Genomic DNA, 19,462 nt, shown 5'->3' with positions numbered 1-19,462 from the left:
GCAGGAGGTCGCACCGGGCGACTCAGCCACCGAGCCGCCCGACGCCGCCCATGAAGACCGCGCGCTCGGCGTCCTCCGCGCTCTCCGGGGTGTCGGGTCGCCACTCCGGAACCCAGACCACACCCGGGTCGACCAGCTCGAACCCGTCGAAGAGCGCGGTCAGCTCGGCCCGGCTGCGGACCCACAGCGGGTTGTCGGTACGCCGGTAGACCCGTTCCGCCTCGGCCCGCTCGTCCCGGCTGCGCCCGTCGTCACTGGCCTGCGACAGCACCAGGTAGCTGCCGGGGGCCAGCGCGTCGCGCAGGGTCCGCAGCAGCTCCGCCGGTCGGTCCTCATCGGAGACGAAGTGCAGCACGGCCACGACCATCACGGCCACCGGCTGGTCGAAATCGAGCAGGCCGCGCACGGTCGGGTCGGCCAGGATCTTCTCCGGGTGCCGCAGGTCCTCCTGCACCACCACGGCGCGCTCGTTGCCAGCCAGGATCTCGCGGCTGTGCGCGACCGCCACCGGGTCGACGTCCACATAGACCACCCGCGACTCCGGGTCGATCCGCTGGGCGATCTCGTGCACGTTGCCGACGGTCGGGATCCCCGAGCCGATGTCCAGGAACTGCCGGATCCCGGCCTCGGCGAGGTGGTGCACCGCCCGACGCAGGAACGCCCGGTTGGCCTGGGCCATCAGTGGCGCCTCCGGCACCGCGGCCACCATCGCCTGGGCCGCAGCCCGGTCGGCGGCGAAGTTGTGCGACCCGCCGAGGTAGTAGTCGTACATCCGGGCGACGCTCGGGCGCTCGATGTCGATCGTCTCGGGTGCCCAGTCCGGCCGCTGCATGCGCTCACCCCTAGTCCGCGACGCGGGCACCGTCGCCCGCGCGGGTATTGTGCCCCCGCCGTGCCCGCCAGACCATAGCCTGCCGCCCACCTCGCCGCCGACCTCGGTCGATACGCGACGGTCCGCGCCCGCCCGGAGGCTGGCGCGGACCGTCGGTCGCGCTGTCCCGCTCGGCCAGCGGGCGCAGGTCAGAACTTCGGGGCGTCCGGCGCCTCGAGCAGGCCGAGCCGCAGCGCGGTCATCAGCGCCTGCGCCCGGTTGGCCGCACCGAGCTTCTCGTAGAGCTTGGAGATGTGCGTCTTGGCCGTGGACTCGCTGACGAACAACTGCTTGGCGATGCCCGCCACGCTCATCCCGTCGGCGAGCAGTCGCAGCACCTGACCCTCGCGGGGGGAGAGCTGCGGACCGGACGGGGCGAGCCGGCGCTTCATCGCCTCGGCCAGGTCGGCCGCCGTGAACGCGCTGGGCGAGGAGGCGGCGTGCCGGGCGGCGGCCACCACCTCGTCGGCCGGGGCGGTCTTCGGCACGAACGCGCTCGCGCCGGCCTCCAGAGCGCCGAAGAGCTGGTCGTCGCCCGCGTACATGGTCAGCACCACGATGCCCATCGACGCGCTGGACTTGCGCAGCGCGCGGGTGGCCTCCAGGCCGCTGCCGTCGGGCAGCCGCAGATCCATGATCACCACGTCCGGCTGGAGAGCGCCCGCCTGACGGACCCCCTCCGCCGCCGTGGCGGCCTCACCGACGACCTCGAACTGGCGATCCCGCTCGAAGGCGTGTCGCAGGCCCTTGCGAATCAGGTCATGATCGTCGACAAGGAGGACCTTGGTGCGAGTGGCCGGTGTCGGACTTGTGGTCATCCTCGGGTTACTCCCCTTCTGGTGCTGCGCTACCGCGCACGTTATCGCGCCGGGACGAGGAGCCGAGGACGACCGCCACGGTCGTGCCGCTCGGTTGCCGCGGCCTGATCTCCAACCGGCCCCGGATACGTTCCGCCCTCTCGGCCATGATCGCAAGACCGTACCGCCCGTCGGGGCGCTGGTCAGCCATGCCCTGACCGTCATCCGACACTTCAATCTGCGCGTACGGGGGGTCCACCTCGCACGTGACCCACAGATTCGACGCTCCGGCGTGCTTGCGCGCGTTGGTCACCGCCTCCTGCGCGATGCGCAGCAACTCGGCCTCGGTGGCCGCCGGGAGCCGCGCGGTGGACTCGTCCAGCGACAGGTGCACCCGCAGCCCGCCGGACGCGCCCACGGTGCGCGCGTACTCGGCGATCGCCGCGGCCAGCCCGCCCTGCCGGTCGACCTCGCTGCGCAGCTCGAACAGGCTCAGCCGCAGCTCGGTGATCACCCGGGTCACCTCGCCGCGCAGCGTACGCAGTGCCTCGGCGGTCTCGTCGGCGTCGTCGAAGACGGTGGCCAGGGCGTTGTCGATGCCGTAGCCGACCATCACCAGCTCCTGTGCCACCCCGTCGTGGATCTCCCGGGCCAGCCGCTGCCGCTCCTCGTTCGTGGCCAGCGAGCGGACCTCGTCGAAGAGCAGCGCCGCCTCCAGCCGCAGCGCGGCCGGACGGGTCAGCGCGGTCACCCGGGACACCACCGGCGGCGGGTACGCCTGTGCGACGTCCGCCTCCAGCACCACCAGCCCCACCGTGCGCACGCCGGCGGCCAGCGGGACGATCAGCGCGGAGACGTCGCCACCCCGGTGCGAGCGGGACTGCGAGCGGGTGGCGGTCTGTGCCTGCTGGCTGGCCCACGCGTCGGCGATGGCCGAGTCGGCGTCGAGCGTCGTCTCCCAGTCCACCCGGTCCACGCCGGCCTGGGCGAGCACCACGAGCCGGCCGCCGCCGCTGGCCGACAGCACCGCGCCCCGGTCCGCCCGGGCCACGGTGCGCAGCTCCTCCAGCAGGTGCTCGGAGATGCCACCCGGGTCCAGGGTCGCCCCGGGAAGTTGGCGGGCCACCGTGCGCAGCTGGGTCAGCAGGCGGGTCGCCTCCGCGTACGGCTGGGGCTTGCCCTCACCGCGTACCGCCATCACCCGGTGCAGCGTGCCGGCGGCGTAGAGCCCCAACGCGGCCAGGATCAGCCACTGCGCGCAGACCGCCAGGTAGCCCGGCTGGCCGAGCTGACGCCCGTCGCCGACCTCGGTCAACGCGCCGCTGACCAGCAGGGTGCCGGCGGTGACCGCGAGCAGGGCGGCGCCCTCTCGGAACCGGCGGCGCAGGGCGGTGACGGTCACCGGCACGGCCAGGTACGGCAGCACCGCCGAGGCGCCGAGCCCGTCGACCGTGCCGCCGATCGACGCCACGGCGGCCACCTGGCTCGCGGCCAGCCCCAGCACGAGCACCTCGGCGACCCGGCTCAGCGGGCCGATCAACCGGTGCTGGGGGGCGAGCAGCGCGGGCAGCCCGGCGACCGCCAGGAGCGCGATCCACCAGAGCTGGCTGACGTCGTGGGTGGCGAACAGGGTCAGGACGGCCACCAGCGCCAGCATCACCAGGCGGGCTGCCGCGGCGAGGGGATGCGGGTGCGGTGCGGCGGATGTGGATGCGGGCACGTGACGGATGGTAGTCAGCCCCGGTAGATATCGGCGATCTCCGCCGCGTACGTCTTGTGGACGACCTGGCGCTTGACCTTGAGCGACGGGGTCAGCTCGCCGGTGTCCTCGGTGAAGTCGCGGGGCAGGACCTTGAACACCTTGATCGCCTCGGCCTTGGAGACGGCCTGGTTGGCCGTGTCGATCGCGGACTGGATCTCCTTGCGCAGGCCCTCGTGCTCGCGCAGCTCCTCGACCCGGGTGTCCGGGGGCAGGTCGGCGTTCTCCAGCCACTTGGGCAGCGCCTCCTCGTCGACGGTGACCAGCGCCGCGATGAACGGCTGCCGGTCGCCGACGACGACGCACTGGCTGATCAGCGGATGCGCCCGGACCAGGTCCTCCAGCACGGCCGGGGCGACGTTCTTGCCGCCGGCGGTGACGATCAGCTCCTTCTTGCGGCCGGTGATGCTGAGATAGCCGTCGTTGTCGAGCTGGCCCAGGTCGCCGGTGCAGAGCCAGCCGTCCGGCCTGATCGTCTCGGCGGTCGCCGCCTCGTTGTGCCAGTAGCCCTGGAAGACGAGATCGCCGGCGATCAGGATCTCGCCGTCGTCGTCGATCCGCACGGTCACACCGGGCAGCGGGCGGCCGACGGTGCCGATCCGGGTGGCGGTGGGCAGGTTCGCCGCGGCGGCGGGGGAGGTCTCGGTCAGGCCGTAGCCCTCCAGGATCGTCACCCCGATACCGCGGAAGAAGTGACCCAGCCGGGCGCCGAGCGGCGCGCCGCCGGAGATGGCGTCCCGGCACCGGCCGCCCAGCGCGGCGCGCAGCTTGCGGTAGACCAGCCGGTCGAAGACCGCGTGCTGCGCGCGCAGCGCCAGGCCGGGCCCTCGCGAGGTCTCCAGCGCCTCGCTGTACGCGATGGCGACGTGCTCGGCGCGGGCGAAGATGCCGCCCTTGCCGTCGGCCTCGGCCTTCTGCTTCGCCGCGTTGTAGACCTTCTCGAACACCCGGGGCACGGAGAGCACGAAGGTCGGCTTGAACTCCTGCAGCTCGGCGACCAGGTTCTTGGTGTCCGCACAGTGCGCCATCGTGGCCCGCGCCTGCACCACGCCGATCTGGATGAGCCGGGCGAAGGCGTGCGCCAGCGGCAGGAAGAGCAGGGTGGCCGCGCCGGCGTTGAACAGGTTCGGCAGCACCGGCACCGCGTTGGCGATGTCGGCGTACATGTTGCGGTGCGTCAGCATGCAGCCCTTGGGCCGGCCGGTGGTGCCGCTGGTGTAGATGATGGTGGCCAGGTCGGCGGAGCGGACCGCACTGCGTCGCTGCTCGACCGCGGTCAGCTCGACGGCGGCACCGGCGGTGACCAGCTCGTCGACCCCGCCGAGGTCGATCTGCCAGACCTGGTTGAGTTCGGGCAGCCGGTCCCGGACGCCGGCCACGAGAGCGGCGTGGTCGGCGGTCTCCACCACGACGGCGACCGCGCCGGAGTCGGAGAGGATCCAGGCGGCCTGCTCGGCGCTGGAGGTTTCGTAGATCGGCACGGTGACGGCGCCGGCCGCCCAGATCGCGTAGTCCAGCAGCGTCCACTCGTAGCGGGTCCGGCTCATCAGCGCGACCCGCTCGCCCGGCTGGATGCCGGCGGCGATCAGGCCGCGGGCCACTGCCGCCACCTCGTCGCGGAACTGCAGGCAGGTCACGTCGACCCAGACGGCGCCGGTGCCGTCGGCGGTGGGGGTGGAGCGGGCGAACTGCACGGCGTCCGGCGCGACCTCGGCGTTCTTCCAGACCGGGTCGGTGAGGTTGGCGGCGTCGCCGACGGTGACGATCGGCGGAACGGAGAACTCGCGCACCTGCACTCCCTCGTGCTCGCACTGGCCGGACGGCCGCCACCGTGGGGTGTCGGCTGTGTCGAAACTTACCCGGCCACCAGGTCGGGTGTAGTAGGCAGGCTGCCCGGTGGGGGCGTTGCGGCGCGTGGCGGGGGCGGCGCGGCCCGTGGCCGGTGCCCGCCGGGTAGCCTCCCCCCATGGCGGACACCTCCACCCAGTCGATCATCATCGGCGCCGCACCGGACCGGGTGACGGCGGTCATCTGCGACTTCGCCCGCTACCCCGAGTGGACCGAGGCGGTGCGCCACGCGGAGGTCATCGAGGAGTACGAGGACGGCTACGCCAGCCAGGTGCGCTTCACCATCGACGCCGGGGTGATGGCCGACGAGTACGTGCTCGCCTACGAGTACGCCGAGGACCTGTCCCGGATCGAGTGGCACCTGGTCGCGCCCTCGAAGATGCAGAAGAGCCAGCGCGGTTCGTACGACCTGGTGGGTAACGCGGACGGTGGCACCACGGTGACGTACACCCTGGAGGTCGAGCTGTCCGTGGGAATGCTCGGCATGTTTCGGCGCAAAGCCGAGAAGATGATCATGGACACCGCGTTGAAGCAGCTCAAGCGCCGGGTAGAAGCAGCCGGTGCGGCGCAGTGACGCGTCCCGCGGCACGGTAGAGGAGCCGACCATGGGCGGAACGGATCCGGGTTCGGCCCGGGAAGAGGCGGAGCGGCTGGTCGCCACCCTGCTCGCGGGAGCCCGCATGGCCTCCGCCGGGTCGGCGGCCGGGGCGTGGGGCCCGCTGGGCGGGATGGTGGCCGGTGTCCTCGGTCACAGTGTCACCCCGGGCGGTCGGCCCGGCCCCGGTGGTGGTTTCGCCACCGGTACGCCCGAATGCTGCATCTGCCCGGTCTGCCGTGGCATCGCCGCGTTGCGTGACCCCAGTCCCGAATTCGCCGAACGGCTCGCCACCGGCGCCGGGGACCTCGCGGCGGGCGTCGCCAGCCTGCTCCGCGCGTTCGCCCCGGCCGAGCCGCCCGCCGCCGACCCCGACACGCCCGCCGACCCGACCCGGCCCGCGCCCGCCCCGGCCGCCGGTACAGCGGTCCCGGATCCCACCCCGGCCGGCGCTTCCACCGAAGCCGGCGACGATCACGTGTGGCGCGATGCCACCCGCACCGGGCATGATTCTCAGCCGGCGCCGGAGCGGGACGTCTGGTCGGTCGCCACCCGGACGGCGGACCCACCCGTCCCGGCCGCCGCACCACCCGTCGACGAGGCCGGGCCGGTGTCCGCACCGGCAGCGACCAACCACAGCGCGGTGCCCGCCTCGCGGGTGCCCGACGACACCGGCGCGTACGCGCCGGGCGACGGCGCCTGAGCGCGGAAGCATCCACGACCCGGACCGGCGTGCCGCCGGCGCGCGGGCCGGACAGCACAGCAGAGGGGAGCGGCAGCGGTGACGCTGACCATCGGAGTCGACGTCGGTGGCACGAAGGTGGCCGGCGGTGTCGTGGACGACACCGGCAGGGTCCTCGTGCAGATCCGACGGGACACCCCCGCCGATGACGTCGGCAAGACCCGTGACGTCATCATCGAGGTGGTCGGCGAGCTGGCTGCTGGGCGGACGATCGAGGCGGTCGGTATCGGCGCGGCCGGCTGGATCGACGCCACCCGCTCGACGGTGCTCTTCGCCCCCAACCTCGCCTGGCGCGACGAACCGCTGCGCGAGTACGTCGGCACGGCCGTCGGCCTGCCGGTGATCGTGGAGAACGACGCCAATGTGGCCGCCTGGGCCGAGTTCCGCTACGGTGCCGCCCGGGCCGCCGACGACTCGATGATCATGTTCACCATCGGCACCGGCGTCGGTGGCGGCATCGTCCTCGGCGGCGAGCTGATGCGCGGCGCGCACGGCGTCGCCGCGGAGCTGGGCCACATGCTGGCCGTGCCGGACGGGCACCAGTGCGGCTGCGGGCGGCTGGGCTGCATCGAGCAGTACGCCAGCGGCAGCGCCCTGGTCCGCTTCGCCCGGGCCGGTGCCCGGCAGGAGCCGCACCGGGCCACCGCGCTGCTGGAGCTGGCCGGCGGGGAGGCCGAGGCGATCACCGGCCCGATGGTGACCACCGCCGCGCAGGGCGGCGATCCCGTCTCCGCCGAGGCGTTCGCGCAGATCGGCCGCTGGCTGGGCACGAGCCTCGCCGACATGGCGCAGATCCTCGACCCGCAGACCCTGGTGGTCGGCGGCGGTGTGATCGACGCCGGTGACCTGCTGCTCGGCCCGACCCGCCGCTCGTACCTCGACGCGCTCTCCCAGCGGGGACGGCTGCCGGTGGCCGAGGTGCTCCCGGCGGAGCTGGGCAACAGCGCCGGCGTGATCGGCGCCGCCGACCTGGCCCGACGGATCTGAGGCCGGCGGGGATGGACCAGGCTGCCGGCGTACCGCTGCGCGTCGTCTCGTACAACATCCACAGCCAGCGCGACGACACCGCCGCGCTGGCGGCGGTGGTCCGGGCCGTGTCGCCGGACGTGGTGATCGTGCAGGAGGGACCCCGCCGGTTCCGGTGGCGGCAGAAGTCCGCCTCGCTGGCCGAGTCGTTCGGCCTGGTGGTGGCCGCCGGTGGGCTGCCCGCGCTGGGCAACCTGCTGCTGACCAGCCTGCGGGTGCGGGTGCTCGGCACCCGCTGCCAGCGCTTCCCGCTCACCCCCGGCCGGCACCTGCGCGGCGCCGCGTACGCCGACTGCCGGGTCGGCGGCGCCCGGTTCACCCTCGCCGGCTCGCACCTGTCCACCGACCCGGCCGAGCGTCCCGCGCAGGCCGCCGAGTTCCGGCGTGGGCTGGACGAGGCGAGCAGCCCGGTGGTGGCGGGAGCCGACCTGAACGAGGGCCCGGACGGGCCGGCCTGGGCCAGCGTGGCGCACGGGCTGACCGACGCTGCGGTGGCGGCCGACCGGGCGGACCGGCTCACCTACTCCTGCGCCGACCCGCGCCGCCGCATCGACGCGCTCTTCGTCGACCCGCGCATCACCGTCGTCGACTACGACGTGGTGGACACCCCGCAGACCCGGCGGGCCAGCGACCACTTCCCGGTCCTGGTCGACCTGCTGCTGCCCGCCACCGACTGACCCCCACCGGCCCGACCCGTCGAACCGGCCCGCGCCGGGGCTGGACATCCGGCTCCGTTGTGGAGAGGATTTCGCGGCGACCGGCACGTGTGCCGCACAAAAGGAGATGTCCCGGTGTCCACCTCCACCGACCATGGCCGGCCCGACCCGGAGGCGACCCCGTCCGCGCTGGGCCGCGACGACCGCCCGGTCTCCGACCGGGGCGACACGGTCTGCGTCATCGGGGCCGGGGCCAGCGGCCTCACCGCCATCAAGAACCTGCGCGAGCACGGCTTCGGCGTGGACTGCTACGAGCGGGAGACCGGCATCGGCGGCGCCTGGAACTGGCGGCACGACCGCAGCCCGGTGTACGCCAGCACCCACCTGCTGTCGTCGAAGCCGTTCACCCAGTTCCCCGACTTCCCGATGCCGGACTCCTGGCCGGACTACCCGCACCACAGCCAGCTGCTGTCGTACTTCGAGCGGTACGCCGACCACTTCAACCTGCGTTCGCACATCTGGTTCGGCACCGAGGTGATCCGGGTCGAGCCGGCCGCGGGCGACCGCTGGGACGTGACGACCCGCTCCACCGGCGGGTACGGGCCGGAACGCACCTCGCAGTACGCCGCCGTCGTGGTCGCCAACGGTCACAACTGGTCGCCGAAGCTGCCCCGGTACGAAGGGTTGGAGCAGTTCCGCGGCGAAATCATGCACGCCTCGTCCTACAAGGACCCCGCGCAGCTGCGCGGCAAGCGGGTGCTGGTGGTCGGCGCCGGCAACACCGGCTGCGACATCGCCGTGGAGGCCGCCCAGCAGGCCTCGCGCTGCTGGCACTCCACGCGGCGGGGCTACTGGTACGCGCCGAAGTACGTGCTCGGCCGTCCCGCCGACCAGGTCAACGACGCCCTGCTGGCGATGCGGGTGCCGCTGCGGGTGCGCCAGTGGCTCTACCACTGGACGCTGCGGCTGACCGTCGGCGACCTGACCCGTTTCGGCCTGCCCAAGCCCGACCACCGGGTGTACGAGACGCACCCGATCGCGAACAGCCAGCTCGTCTACTACGTGGGCCACGGCGCGATCGGCCCGGTGCCGGACGTGGCCCGGTTCCACCCGTACGCGGTGGAGCTGGCCGACGGCCGTGAGATCGATCCCGAGCTGGTCATCTTCGCCACCGGCTATCTGCCGCGCTTCGAGTTCCTCGACGCGTCGGTGTTCGGTGACAGTGCCGGCGTGGGCCGGCCCACGTTGTGGCTCAACGCGTTCACGCCGGGGCATCCGACGCTGGCGGTGGCCGGGCTGGTCCAACCGGACTCCGGGCTGTTCACCCTGTCGCACTGGCAGACGGTGCTCTTCGCCCGGCTGCTGTTGGCCCGTCGGGACCGGCCGGAGCGTGCCGCGGCGTTCGCGCAGAAGGTGCGGGACCGGGCCGGGGAGCGCTACTCGGCGCACGTCAAGGACAGCAGCCGGCACTGGTTCGAGGTCGGTCACGCCGACTACCTCCGCGCCGTCGAGCGTGCCCTGCACGACCTGGAGGGCAAGTGAGCGCGAGGAGTGAACTTGCGAGCCCCGCAGTCGCGAACGAGAGGTCGACCCGATGAGTGAGCTGCGGATCATGCGGGGTCGGGAGTGGTCCCGGCCGGTCCGGCCGGCCCGGCGTGAGGTGCTCAGCGCCACTCCTGAGCTGGAGGAGGGGCGGCCGCCGCTGCTCTTCGTCCCCGGGTTCGGCCACGGCGCGTGGGCGTTCGCCGAGCACTGGCTGGGGCACGCGGCGTCGCGGGGGTTCCCGGCGTACGCGATGAGCCTGCGCGGGCACGGCGCGAGCGAGGCCGCGCCGGAGGCGACGCTGCGCGCGTACGCCCACGATGTGGTCCAGGTGGCCGCGGGCCTGCCGCGCCAGGCGGTGCTGGTGGGGCACGGCGCCGGGGCGCTGGTGGTGGCGCACGCGCTGGCCCGCTACCCGGCGCGGGGCGCGGTGCTGGTGGCGCCGGTGTTCGGCGGCTGGGGAGTGCTGGGTGCGGCGCTGCGCCGCAACCCGTCCGGCACGCTGCCGGCCGTGTTCGGCGGCCCGTTGCGGCTCAGTCGTGGCCAGCTCTTCAGCCGCGAGTTGCCCGACGAGGAGGCCCGGCGGCACGTCGCCCGGCTCGGTCGGGCCGGCCGGCGGGCGCAGTGGGCGCTGCTGGGCGCGCCGGACGCCGAGCCCGCCGTGGGTGCGCCGCCGGTGCTCGTGTTGGGCAGCCCGGATGACCGGGTGGTGCCGACGTCGGCGTTGAACGGGGTGGCCCGGCGGTACGGGTCGGCGCCGTTGCTCTTCCCCGGCATGGGGCATGACCTGATGCTGGACGCGCGCTGGGCGGAGCCGATCGACGCGATTCTGGACTGGTTGGAGAAGGAGCCCGCGACGCGCTGAGCGCCCGGCGCCCGCCGGTCAGCCGCCGGCGTGGTGGGTGGCGGGGGTGGCCCGGCTCGCCGGGTGTGGCACCCGGGCGGTGTCGTCGGTGCTGGTCAGGCGGCCGACCAGCGCGCCCGTCTCGTCGAGCGCGCTGAGGTAGGAGCCGGCCCAGGCCCGGATGTCGTGCTGGTGCAGGTAGGCGCGCATGGCGCGCATCCGCTCGGTGACGTCGGCCGGGCTGGCCCGCAGCGCCGTGCGCAACCCCTGCTTGAGCCCTTCCAGGTCGTGCGGGTTGACCAGGTACGCCTGGGACAGTTCGGCGGCGGTGCCGGCGAACTCGCTGAGCAGCAGTGCGCCGGAGTCGTCGACCCGGGCGGCGACGTACTCCTTGGCGACGAGGTTCATCCCGTCGCGCAGCGGGGTCACCGCCATCACGTCGGCGACCCGGTAGAGGGCGGCCAGTTCGGCCCGGTCGAAGGGCTGGGTGAGGTAGTGGATGGCCGGTTCCCCGACCCGGCCGAACTCGCCGTTGATCCGGCCGACCTCGCGCTCGATCCGTTCCCGCAGGATCTGGTACTGGCCGACGCGCTCCCGGCTCGGCATGGCCACCTGCACCAGCACCGTGTCGCGGACCTTGACGTCGCCGTTGGCGAGCAGCTCGCTGTACGCCTTGAGCCGCTGCTCGATGCCCTTGGTGTAGTCCATCCGGTCGACGCTGAGGATGACCTGCCGGGGGTCGCCGAGGTCCTGCCGCAGCCGGCGGGCACGGGCCGCCACGTCGGGGCGGGCGGCGAGCGCGGCCATCTCGGCGGTGTCGATGGAGACGGGGAACGCGCCGATGCGCACCACCCGGTCGTCGATGCCGATCCGCCGGTCGGTGGCCGGCAGCTCCAGCACCCGGGTCACCAGTTGGGCGAAGTTGTGCGCCGCCTGGGCGCGCTGGAAGCCCACCAGGTCGGCGCCGAGCATGCCGCGCAGCAGTTCGGCCCGGCGGGGCAACTGCATGAACAGCTCCGGTGGTGGGAACGGCACGTGCAGGAAGAACCCGATGCGCAGGTCCGGTCGGAGGTCACGGAGCAGGCCGGGGACCAGTTGCAGGTGGTAGTCCTGCACCCAGACCACACCGCCCGGCTCGGCCGCCTCGGCGGTGGCCTCGGCGAAGCGCTGGTTGACCCGCTGGTACGCCTCCCACCAGCGTCGGTGGTGCTGCGGCTGCTCGACGGCGTCGTGGTAGAGCGGCCAGAGGGTGGCGTTGGCGAACCCCTCGTAGTGGTCACGCAGGTCCTCGCGGCTGAGCGCGACGCTGTGCATCCGGACGCCGTCCACGTCCGGCAGGGCGGGGGCCGGCCCGGTGCCGCCGGCCCAGCCGACCCACGTCGCCGGTGTGTGCCGCAGCAGGGGGTGCAGTGCGCTGACCAGCCCTCCTGGGCTGCGCCGCCATTCGCAGGCCCCGTCGGGCGCCACGCTGTCGTCGATGGGAAGGCGGTTGGCCACCACCACGAGGGAACTCTGTCGCATCTCGGGCATTCCGATCAGCAGAGGACTGACCGCCACGAAGATGGGAAAGCCGGTCAGTCAGCGAGGGAAGTGACGTACGGCGGTATTCCTACTGACAGTAAGTTACACCACTGTTACGCCCCGGGCGGGGCGTCGTCGTCCCGGGATGCGGTCGGCGGAACGCCCCGACGTCAGACGACCGCGCCGTTGTCCGGGTCGTCGTCGTCCTCGTCGCCGGGGCGCAGCCGCCAGATCAGCGTGACGAAACCGGCCAGGATGCCGGTGAACCCGAACAGGGTGACCGCCGAGCGGTCCACCGGGAGCAGCGACGGGAACAGGAACAGCACGAACCCGAGGACCACCGCGAGCGTGCCGACCACCGCGTACTTGGAGACCCTGGGCAGCGGCGGCGGTGGCGGTGGGTGGTAACCCTCGTCCTCGTCCTCGTCGTCGTCGGGCAGGTCGGCGCCGAAGGTGTCCAGCCCGTCCAGCAGTGACGGCTCGTCCGGCCGGGTGCCACGCCCGACGGAGATGCCGGAGATGTCGGTGGCGGACGGTAGCCGGCGGACGTCGGTGGCGGTCGGGCCGGCCTCGTCGGCGCCGGTGCGGCCCAGCGGACCGGTGGCGGGCTCGTCCCGGTCGTCCACGTCCTCCGCGGCCGGCCACGGGTGCTCACCGACGGTCGAGGTGCTGTGGAAACCGGCCACGATCCGCGCCCACTCGGCGTCGATGTCCGGCTCGTCGCGGGCCGGCGGTTGCTCGGGGGCCGTCTCGTCGGCGAGCTGGGTCAGGTAGTCCCGCGCGGTGGTCAGGTGCGAGCGGTCGACGTAGAGCCGGTCGACCGGCCGGGCCGGGACGGTGGTGGTGCGGGTGACCGGGTTGAGGTCGGCGGAGGGTTGGAGGTAGGCGGCGATCCCGCCGGCGGCCAGCACGTCCAGCAGGTGCTCGCCGACGCGCGGATCGACGTCGCCGACGACGGCGTACTCGCTCGCGTCGAGCCCGTTGTCCCGCCGTCCCCGGCGGGCCCCACCCGCTGACACCCGGACATCCTCCTCAACGCGCCTTCGGCGCGGCCGCCCCTGCCCCCTCGGCGTCCGTCCGCACGCCGTGCTCTGAATCGTGACACGTCGGGGGCCGGTTCCGGGAGTGCGTTGTGTCGCGTCTTCCAAAGTCAGAGCCCTGCCGCTGGTCGCGGCGGAGGCTCTTTGTCCGTTCTTGCGAGGGGCGCGGCAGGGGACCGGCCGGCCGCCGCCCCGGCGGTACGTGGGTATCTCGGGCCGAGCGCCTCCGAAAGCCGGCCCGAGGATGTCCGAAGCCGGCCCGAGCGTCCGTTGTGGTGGGGCTCCGCGCTTCGTAGGCTCGTCGCGACGGCGGCCCCGCCCGGCGGAGCGCGGGCGCGGGCGCCGTCGTCACCACGCCACGGGAAGGACGCCGGTGCTGTACTGGCTGTTGAAGTACGTCATCCTCGGTCCGCTGCTCAAGCTGATCTTCCGGCCACAGGTGGAGGGCCTGCACCACATACCGGCGAGCGGGCCGGTGATCCTGGCCAGCAACCACCTCTCCTTCTCCGACTCGATCTTCACGCCGCTGATCACCCCCCGAAAGGTCACCTTCGTGGCCAAGGCCGAGTACTTCACCGGCAAGGGGATCAAGGGCTGGCTGACCAGGATGTTCTTCGTCGGCACGGGCACCATCCCGGTGGACCGCTCCGGCGGCCGGGCGGCCCGCGCCGCACTGGACACCCAGCTGCAGGTGCTGCGTGCCGGGGGAGTGGCCGGCATCTACCCGGAGGGGACCCGGTCCCCGGACGGGCGGCTCTACCGGGGCAAGACCGGTGTGGCCCGGCTCGCCCTGGAGAGCGGCGCGCGGGTGGTGCCCGTGGTGATGCTCAACGCCGACGAGATCCAGCCGCCGGGCAAGCTGATCCCCAAGGTCGCCCGCGTGAAGATCCGCTTCGGCGCTCCGCTGGACTTCTCCCGCTATGCCGGGCTGGCCGGCGACCGGTTCGTCGAACGTGCCGTCACCGACGAGATCATGTACGAGCTGATGGAACTCTCCGGCCGCGAGTACGTCGACATCTACGCGCAGAAGCTCAAGGAGCGCGTCCCCGCGCCGGTGGCCGCCTGACCCCTGGGTGACCGGAGGCGTCGCGGCTAGGTCGCGACGACGTCGGCGACGACGCAGGCGATGTTGTCCGGTGCCCCCTCGGCGTACGCGAGTGAGATCAGCCGCTGCACGGTCTGCTCGGGATCACCCGCCCTGGTCAGGGCCGTGCGCAGCGCCGCGCGGTCCACCACGGCGGACAGACCGTCGGAGCACAGCAGGTAGCGGTCGCCGGCCAGGGCGGTGCGCAGTGCCAGGTCCGCCTCGACATGGTCCCCGCCGGCTCCCAGTGCCCGCACCAGCAGGGCACGCTGGGGATGCGCCGCGGCCTCGTCCCGGCTGAGCTTGCCCTGGTCGACCTGTGACTGCACCCAGGTGTGGTCCTGGGTGAGCTGGAACAGCTCACCGCCGCGCAGCAGATACGCCCGGGTGTCGCCGACGTGCACCAGGGCCAGTTGGGAGCCGCGGCGCAGCATCGCGGTCAGGGTGGTGAACGGCTGGTGGTCGTCGGTCGCCGCCCTGAACACGGTCCGATCGGCCTCGGTGACCGCATCGGCCAGCCTGGTGAGCAGTTCGGCAGCCGGCACGTCGACCAGCTCCAGCGGCTTGAGGGCGTCGATGGCCGCGCTGCTGGCGGCGGCACCCCCGGGCCCGCGTGCGCCGTCGGCGACCGCCAGCAGGACATCGCTGGCGTAGGTGGCGTCCTCGTTGCTGTCGCGCCCGGTCCCGGTGCTACAGCCTGCGGCGTGGCGGATGCCGAGGGTGGGATTGGCGTCGGACATGGTGGTTCCCCTTCCGGACAGGTGCTCGACGAGGAAGGTGGTGAGCCGTCCGCGGGCCGCCGTGTCGGTCACGATCCGCTGCCAGTACGCGTGGATCGCCTCGGCCGCCGCGGCGGGTTCCAGGCCGCAGACGACGCGGATCTCCGCCAGCGGCATGCCGATGCGACGAAGCTGGGCGATCAGCCGGGCCCGGTCCAGCTGGTCCGGCTCGTAGAGCCGGTAACCGGAATCCGGGTCGACCGCGGCCGGCGGCAGCAGTCCGAGCTCGTCGTACAGGCGCAACGCCTTCGGCGTCAGCCGCGCCGCGCGGGCGAACGCACCGATGGTCAGCAGCCCCACGTCGACATCCTCCTCGTACCGGTCACGGCGACCGGTACGAACCAGGCTGGAGCTTGCCCAAAGGGAAAGGTCAAGGGGCGTGGACGAACCTGTCCCGGTGCCCGGCCCGCAACGGTCAGGAGGCGAGAGTGGGGGAGGCCGCGGCGGTCGGGAAACCGGCGAGGGTGAGCAGGCCCGGAGCCCCGTTGCGCGCGGCGAACACCCGGACGTCGGCCAGCACGCCCTGGAGGCCGATGCGGTCGCCGGCGCGTTTCAGTTCCGCCGCGGCGAACGCCAGCGCCAGGATCTGGTCGGAGATGTCCGGTATCCGGCCGTAGATCTCGGCTCCGGCCAGGTGCAGCTCGGCGGCCCGCTGGTGGTCGCCGTCGGCGGCGGCCACCGCGGCGGTCACCGTCCGCAGCGCCGCCTCCGACCAGGGCGTACGGTGCCCGACACGGTCGAGCATCGTGCGCACCCGCACCGCCGCCTCCCGGCCCGCGAGGCTCGCCGCGTACGCCGCCGCCGCGATCCACTCCCCGCTGGCCAGGGCCGGCACCGCCGACCAGGAGGCGTCCAGCTCGTCGATCAGCTCTGCCGCTTCCGCCTCGTGGCCCTGCAACGCCCGGCACAGCGCGGCCATGCCGAGCATCGTCCAGTGCAACCGGTGGAACCCGCTGCTGCGCGCCGTGTGCAGCGCCGCGGCGACGTCGTCGTGGTGCCCGGGACCGGCCGGTCGCCCGGCGGCGGCGTTCCCGGCCGGCGGGACCGGGTGGCCGCGCAACACCAGCAGGCAGGAGCGAAGGCCCCGCACCTGCATGTCCCAACTGCCGGTCGGGGTGTCCACGAACGCCTCCGCCGCGGCGAGCAGCCGGCCGAAGTCGCCCTCGAACCAGGCCCGCATCGCCTCGGCGGAGTAGCTGGTGGTCAGGGTCTGCCCGCTGGCGGTGCGGGCCGGCGCGGCCGAGAGCAGGGCGTCGGAGCGCAGCCAGTCGCCCTCCTCCCGGATCGCCCACGCGAGGTTCTGCGTCGCCCGGGGCAGCGCCAGCAGTTGACCGGTGCGGCTGAACTCGACGATCGCGTGCAGCTCGTCCAGGCCCACCCGGTCGCCCGACTGGTAGCGGGCGGTGGCCGCGGTGATCCGGGCGTTGGTGCGCGTCTCGGTCAGACCCAGCCGCTCGGCGATCTCCGCCGCGGTGTCCGCCGCCGCCACGGCCGGGTCCCCCTCGTAGTTGAGCATGTGCAGGCGGCCCAGCTCGGCGTACGCGTCCGCCTTCTGAGGGGTGTCCGGCAGCGGCTCGAACAACTGCACCGCGCGGTCCAGGCAGGCCAACGCGTCGCGCCGGTCGGCGCGCAGCCAGGCGGCCTGGCCCAGCAGCGTCCACGCGCGGGCGGCGCAGGCGTCGTCGCCGTGCGCCAGCAGCCGGTCGGCGAGCGCGTGCACCTGCTCCGGGCCACCGCCGGAGAGGAACTCGTTGCCGTCCCGGTAGAACGAGATCTCGGTGCTCAGCAGCTCCAGCTGGAGCCGGCCCACCGGGTCACTGTCGTCGGCCAGGCCGAGCGCCCGGCCGGCGTGGCTGGCCGCGGCCTCCAGCCCGTGCAGGGCGTACGCCCGGCGGGCCGCCCGGTGCAGCGCCCGCCGCGCCGGCCCGGCGTACCGGCGGACCTGCATGCCAAGCGACCGGGCGATCTCGTGGGCCGCCCAGCGGTGGTGGGCGAGCACCTCGGCCAGGTCGGTGTCGCGGCTGTGGGACAACGCGTCGAGCCAGTCGGCGGCCCGCTCGTGCCGGGCCACCCGCTCGGTGCGCGGCAACCGCTGGTAGCAGACGTCGCGCACCAGCACGTGCCGGAACCGGAACTCCGCCTGCCCGGCCATGGTCGACGCCGCCTGCTCATGCACGAAGTCGCGCTGCTCCAACCGGCGCAGCGAACGCTCGACCGACTCGACCGGCTGCCCGAGAGCGGCGGCCACCGCGCCCGGCCAGAACTGCACCCCGACCACCGAGGCGGCCAGCAGCACGGCGCGGTCCTTGGCATCCAGCAGGTCCACCCGGTTGGCGATCACCGCGTGCACGCTCTCCGGCATGCTCAGCTCAAGCTGCTTGTCCAGCGACCAGCCCCGTCCGGACTGGCGCAGCGCGCCCTGCTCGATCAGCATCCGGACGTACTCGTGGGCGTAGAGCGGGTTGCCGCCGGCCACCTCGATCAGCGGGCTCAGCATGTCGGCGGAGAACGCGGCCTGGCCGAACATGTGCGCGTACAACGCGGCGATGCCGGTGTCGCGCAGCGGCGGCAGGGTGATGGTCACCGAGCCGGTGATGGTGCCGGCCCAGCTCGGGTCCCGGTCGACCAGCTCGGGACGGGCGGTGCAGAGCAGCAGCAGCGGCACCTCGCGGGCCGCCGCGCCGAGCAGCTCCACGAAGCGCAGCATGGCGTCGTCGGCCCAGTGCAGGTCCTCGAAGACCAGCACGGTGGGGCGGCGGGCGGCCAGCGCCAGCAGGAAGCGCCGCCACGCCGACTCCGCCTCCTCGGCGGGCAGCGGTGTGCCGGGCAGCCCGACCAGCGGCCGGAGCGCGTCCACCACCCGGGCCCGCTCACCCGGGCCGATCAGCTCGCCGACGGCCGCGGCCAACCGTTGCGCCGCGCTGCTGGCCGGGTCGGTGTCCAGGATTCCGGCCTCGGACTTGACGATGTCGGCCAGCGCGGCGAACGTGACGTTCTCCCCGAACGGCGGGCAGCGTCCCGTCCGCCAGGTCAGCGGCTCGTCGACCAGCCGACCGGTGTGCCGGTGGAGCTCCCGCAGCAGCCGGCTCTTGCCGATGCCGGCCCGGCCGAAGATGGTCACCACCTGCGGCAGCCGGTCGCGCAGCGACCGGTGCAGGGCGTTGACCAGCATGCCCAGCTCGTGTTCCCGGTCGACCAGGGGCGTGGTGTCCGGCTCCTGGTCGGTGGGCTGGCGGCGCAGCGGGGACAGGGCGAGCCACACCTCGGTCGGCGACGACCGGCCGCGCAGGGTGACCGGCGGCTGCTCCTCGTAGCGGATCGCGTCCTTGGTCAGCGCGTGCGTGGTGCCGCACACCAGCACCCCACCCGGCGGCGCGACCGACTGCATCCGGGAGGCCGTGTTCACCACGTCGCCGGCGACGATCGCCTGCCCGCCGTCGCGGGCGGCGGCCACGTCGACCAGCGCCTCACCGGTGGCGACCCCGACCCGGAACCGCAGCTCGGTGCTGCCGGTCGGTGCGAACCGGGTGAGCACCCGTTGCAGCTCCAGCCCGGCCCGTACGCAGCGCAGCGCGTCGGTCTCGGTGGCGATCGGCGCGCCGAACAGCGCCATCACCGCGTCGCCGATGTACTTCTCCACCACGCCGCCGTACTGCCCGACGACCCGTCGGGCGGCGGAGAAGAAACCGGTCTGCATGCCGCGGACCTGCTCGGGATCGGCCCGCTCGACGTACGGGGTGAAGTCGATCAGGTCGACGAAGAGCACGCTCACCCGGCGGCGGTCCTCCTGGGGGCTGACGGCGGCCGGTCGGTCGGCGCCGGGGCGGGGCGACCCGCACGACGTGCAGAAGGTGACGTCGGAGGCGAGCGGCCGCAGGCAGTGCGGACAGACCGCACCCAACTCGGCGCCGCAGCCACCGCAGAAGCGGTCGCCGTCGGCGGCCGTACGTCCACAGCGCCCACACTGCGCGGCGATGACACCCTCCACTGGCGAACCGGCCGACGCCCACGGCGTCCCGTCAGTGGAAGTATCACCGCCGGCGCGGCTGTCAGGTACCGGGCTGTTGGCTTGTGGACAGTCCACCGAGGGGTTGACGCATTAGATTCAGGCGGCCACATCTCGATCAGCGACCACAGGGGGACAGGCCAATGGTGTACGTCAAGTTGGAGAGCGACTGGACCGACGGCAACGGGGTCAGCCACTCCGCGGGTGAGTCGGTGGACGTCGACGCCGCCACCCTCGCCAGCCTGCAGGCCGAGGGCATCGTCATCGAGCAGTCCCACGGGCCGGGCGGCGACGGCAAGGGCCCGGACAAGTGGGCCGGTCCCGGCAGCTCCGGGGTCTGATTCAGCGCCTG

16 protein-coding genes are annotated in these 19,462 nt (G+C 73.5%); 8 read left to right on the top strand and 8 right to left on the bottom strand.

Annotated elements, in window-relative coordinates; translation table 11 throughout:
• Nucleotides 1-22 precede the first annotated feature (22 nt).
• The 4 genes from ACTWLT_RS22715 to ACTWLT_RS22700 form a co-directional block, all read right to left on the bottom strand.
• Nucleotides 23-832 carry an SAM-dependent methyltransferase gene (locus ACTWLT_RS22715; RefSeq protein WP_445320131.1) on the bottom strand — a complete coding sequence of 270 codons (810 nt, stop codon included), beginning with the start codon at nucleotides 830-832 and terminating at the stop codon, nucleotides 23-25.
• Between the two features lie 188 nt (nucleotides 833-1,020).
• Complete coding sequence (locus ACTWLT_RS22710; RefSeq protein WP_007072219.1) at nucleotides 1,021-1,689, bottom strand: response regulator transcription factor; 669 nt, start codon at nucleotides 1,687-1,689, stop codon at nucleotides 1,021-1,023.
• Between the two features lie 7 nt (nucleotides 1,690-1,696).
• On the bottom strand, nucleotides 1,697-3,388 hold the full coding sequence (locus tag ACTWLT_RS22705) for a sensor histidine kinase (protein WP_445320130.1): 1,692 nt from the start codon (nucleotides 3,386-3,388) through the stop codon (nucleotides 1,697-1,699).
• A 14-nt stretch (nucleotides 3,389-3,402) separates the two neighbouring features.
• Entirely contained in the window at nucleotides 3,403-5,217 is a 1,815-nt protein-coding gene (locus ACTWLT_RS22700; RefSeq protein WP_445320129.1) for an AMP-dependent synthetase/ligase, read from the bottom strand.
• A 176-nt stretch (nucleotides 5,218-5,393) separates the two neighbouring features.
• Here ACTWLT_RS22700 and ACTWLT_RS22695 point away from each other — a divergent pair, with 176 nt between their 5' ends.
• From ACTWLT_RS22695 to ACTWLT_RS22670, 6 genes are all read left to right on the top strand, one after another.
• Nucleotides 5,394-5,849 carry an SRPBCC family protein gene (locus tag ACTWLT_RS22695; protein ID WP_445320128.1) on the top strand — a complete coding sequence of 152 codons (456 nt, stop codon included), beginning with the start codon at nucleotides 5,394-5,396 and terminating at the stop codon, nucleotides 5,847-5,849.
• Between the two features lie 31 nt (nucleotides 5,850-5,880).
• The gene (locus tag ACTWLT_RS22690; protein ID WP_445320127.1) at nucleotides 5,881-6,573 is read left to right on the top strand and encodes a hypothetical protein; all 693 of its coding nucleotides are present in this window, start codon (nucleotides 5,881-5,883) and stop codon (nucleotides 6,571-6,573) included.
• Nucleotides 6,574-6,651: 78 nt separating this feature from the next.
• Nucleotides 6,652-7,599, top strand: coding sequence for an ROK family glucokinase (locus ACTWLT_RS22685; RefSeq protein WP_445320126.1), 948 nt, complete (start codon nucleotides 6,652-6,654; stop codon nucleotides 7,597-7,599).
• A gap of 11 nt (nucleotides 7,600-7,610) precedes the next feature.
• On the top strand, nucleotides 7,611-8,315 hold the full coding sequence (locus ACTWLT_RS22680) for an endonuclease/exonuclease/phosphatase family protein (protein ID WP_445320125.1): 705 nt from the start codon (nucleotides 7,611-7,613) through the stop codon (nucleotides 8,313-8,315).
• A gap of 114 nt (nucleotides 8,316-8,429) precedes the next feature.
• Complete coding sequence (locus ACTWLT_RS22675; RefSeq protein ID WP_445320124.1) at nucleotides 8,430-9,836, top strand: flavin-containing monooxygenase; 1,407 nt, start codon at nucleotides 8,430-8,432, stop codon at nucleotides 9,834-9,836.
• Nucleotides 9,837-9,888: 52 nt separating this feature from the next.
• The gene (locus tag ACTWLT_RS22670) at nucleotides 9,889-10,701 is read left to right on the top strand and encodes an alpha/beta hydrolase (protein WP_252419616.1); all 813 of its coding nucleotides are present in this window, start codon (nucleotides 9,889-9,891) and stop codon (nucleotides 10,699-10,701) included.
• Nucleotides 10,702-10,719: 18 nt separating this feature from the next.
• On the opposite strand, the gene ACTWLT_RS22665 is transcribed toward ACTWLT_RS22670, so the two are convergent.
• Nucleotides 10,720-12,201 carry an alpha,alpha-trehalose-phosphate synthase (UDP-forming) gene (locus tag ACTWLT_RS22665; RefSeq protein ID WP_445320123.1) on the bottom strand — a complete coding sequence of 494 codons (1,482 nt, stop codon included), beginning with the start codon at nucleotides 12,199-12,201 and terminating at the stop codon, nucleotides 10,720-10,722.
• Between the two features lie 170 nt (nucleotides 12,202-12,371).
• Nucleotides 12,372-13,220 carry a DUF308 domain-containing protein gene (locus ACTWLT_RS22660; RefSeq protein WP_445320122.1) on the bottom strand — a complete coding sequence of 283 codons (849 nt, stop codon included), beginning with the start codon at nucleotides 13,218-13,220 and terminating at the stop codon, nucleotides 12,372-12,374.
• A gap of 394 nt (nucleotides 13,221-13,614) precedes the next feature.
• Between ACTWLT_RS22660 and ACTWLT_RS22655 the strand changes: the two genes are divergently transcribed.
• Complete coding sequence (locus ACTWLT_RS22655) at nucleotides 13,615-14,307, top strand: lysophospholipid acyltransferase family protein (protein WP_445320121.1); 693 nt, start codon at nucleotides 13,615-13,617, stop codon at nucleotides 14,305-14,307.
• Nucleotides 14,308-14,333: 26 nt separating this feature from the next.
• Here the strand turns inward: ACTWLT_RS22655 and ACTWLT_RS22650 are convergent, their stop codons facing one another.
• Nucleotides 14,334-15,404, bottom strand: a complete 1,071-nt coding sequence (locus ACTWLT_RS22650) for a MerR family transcriptional regulator (RefSeq protein ID WP_445320120.1) — start codon at nucleotides 15,402-15,404, stop codon at nucleotides 14,334-14,336.
• A gap of 115 nt (nucleotides 15,405-15,519) precedes the next feature.
• Entirely contained in the window at nucleotides 15,520-19,092 is a 3,573-nt protein-coding gene (locus tag ACTWLT_RS22645) for an adenylate/guanylate cyclase domain-containing protein (protein WP_445320119.1), read from the bottom strand.
• A 161-nt stretch (nucleotides 19,093-19,253) separates the two neighbouring features.
• Between ACTWLT_RS22645 and ACTWLT_RS22640 the strand changes: the two genes are divergently transcribed.
• Nucleotides 19,254-19,451, top strand: a complete 198-nt coding sequence (locus tag ACTWLT_RS22640; RefSeq protein WP_445320118.1) for a hypothetical protein — start codon at nucleotides 19,254-19,256, stop codon at nucleotides 19,449-19,451.
• The last annotated feature ends 11 nt before the right edge of the window (nucleotides 19,452-19,462 follow it).

This window comes from Micromonospora yongxingensis (genome assembly GCF_052601155.1).
The sequence above is the reverse complement of the archived record's forward strand: the minus strand, read 5'-3'. Positions and strand labels throughout refer to the sequence as shown.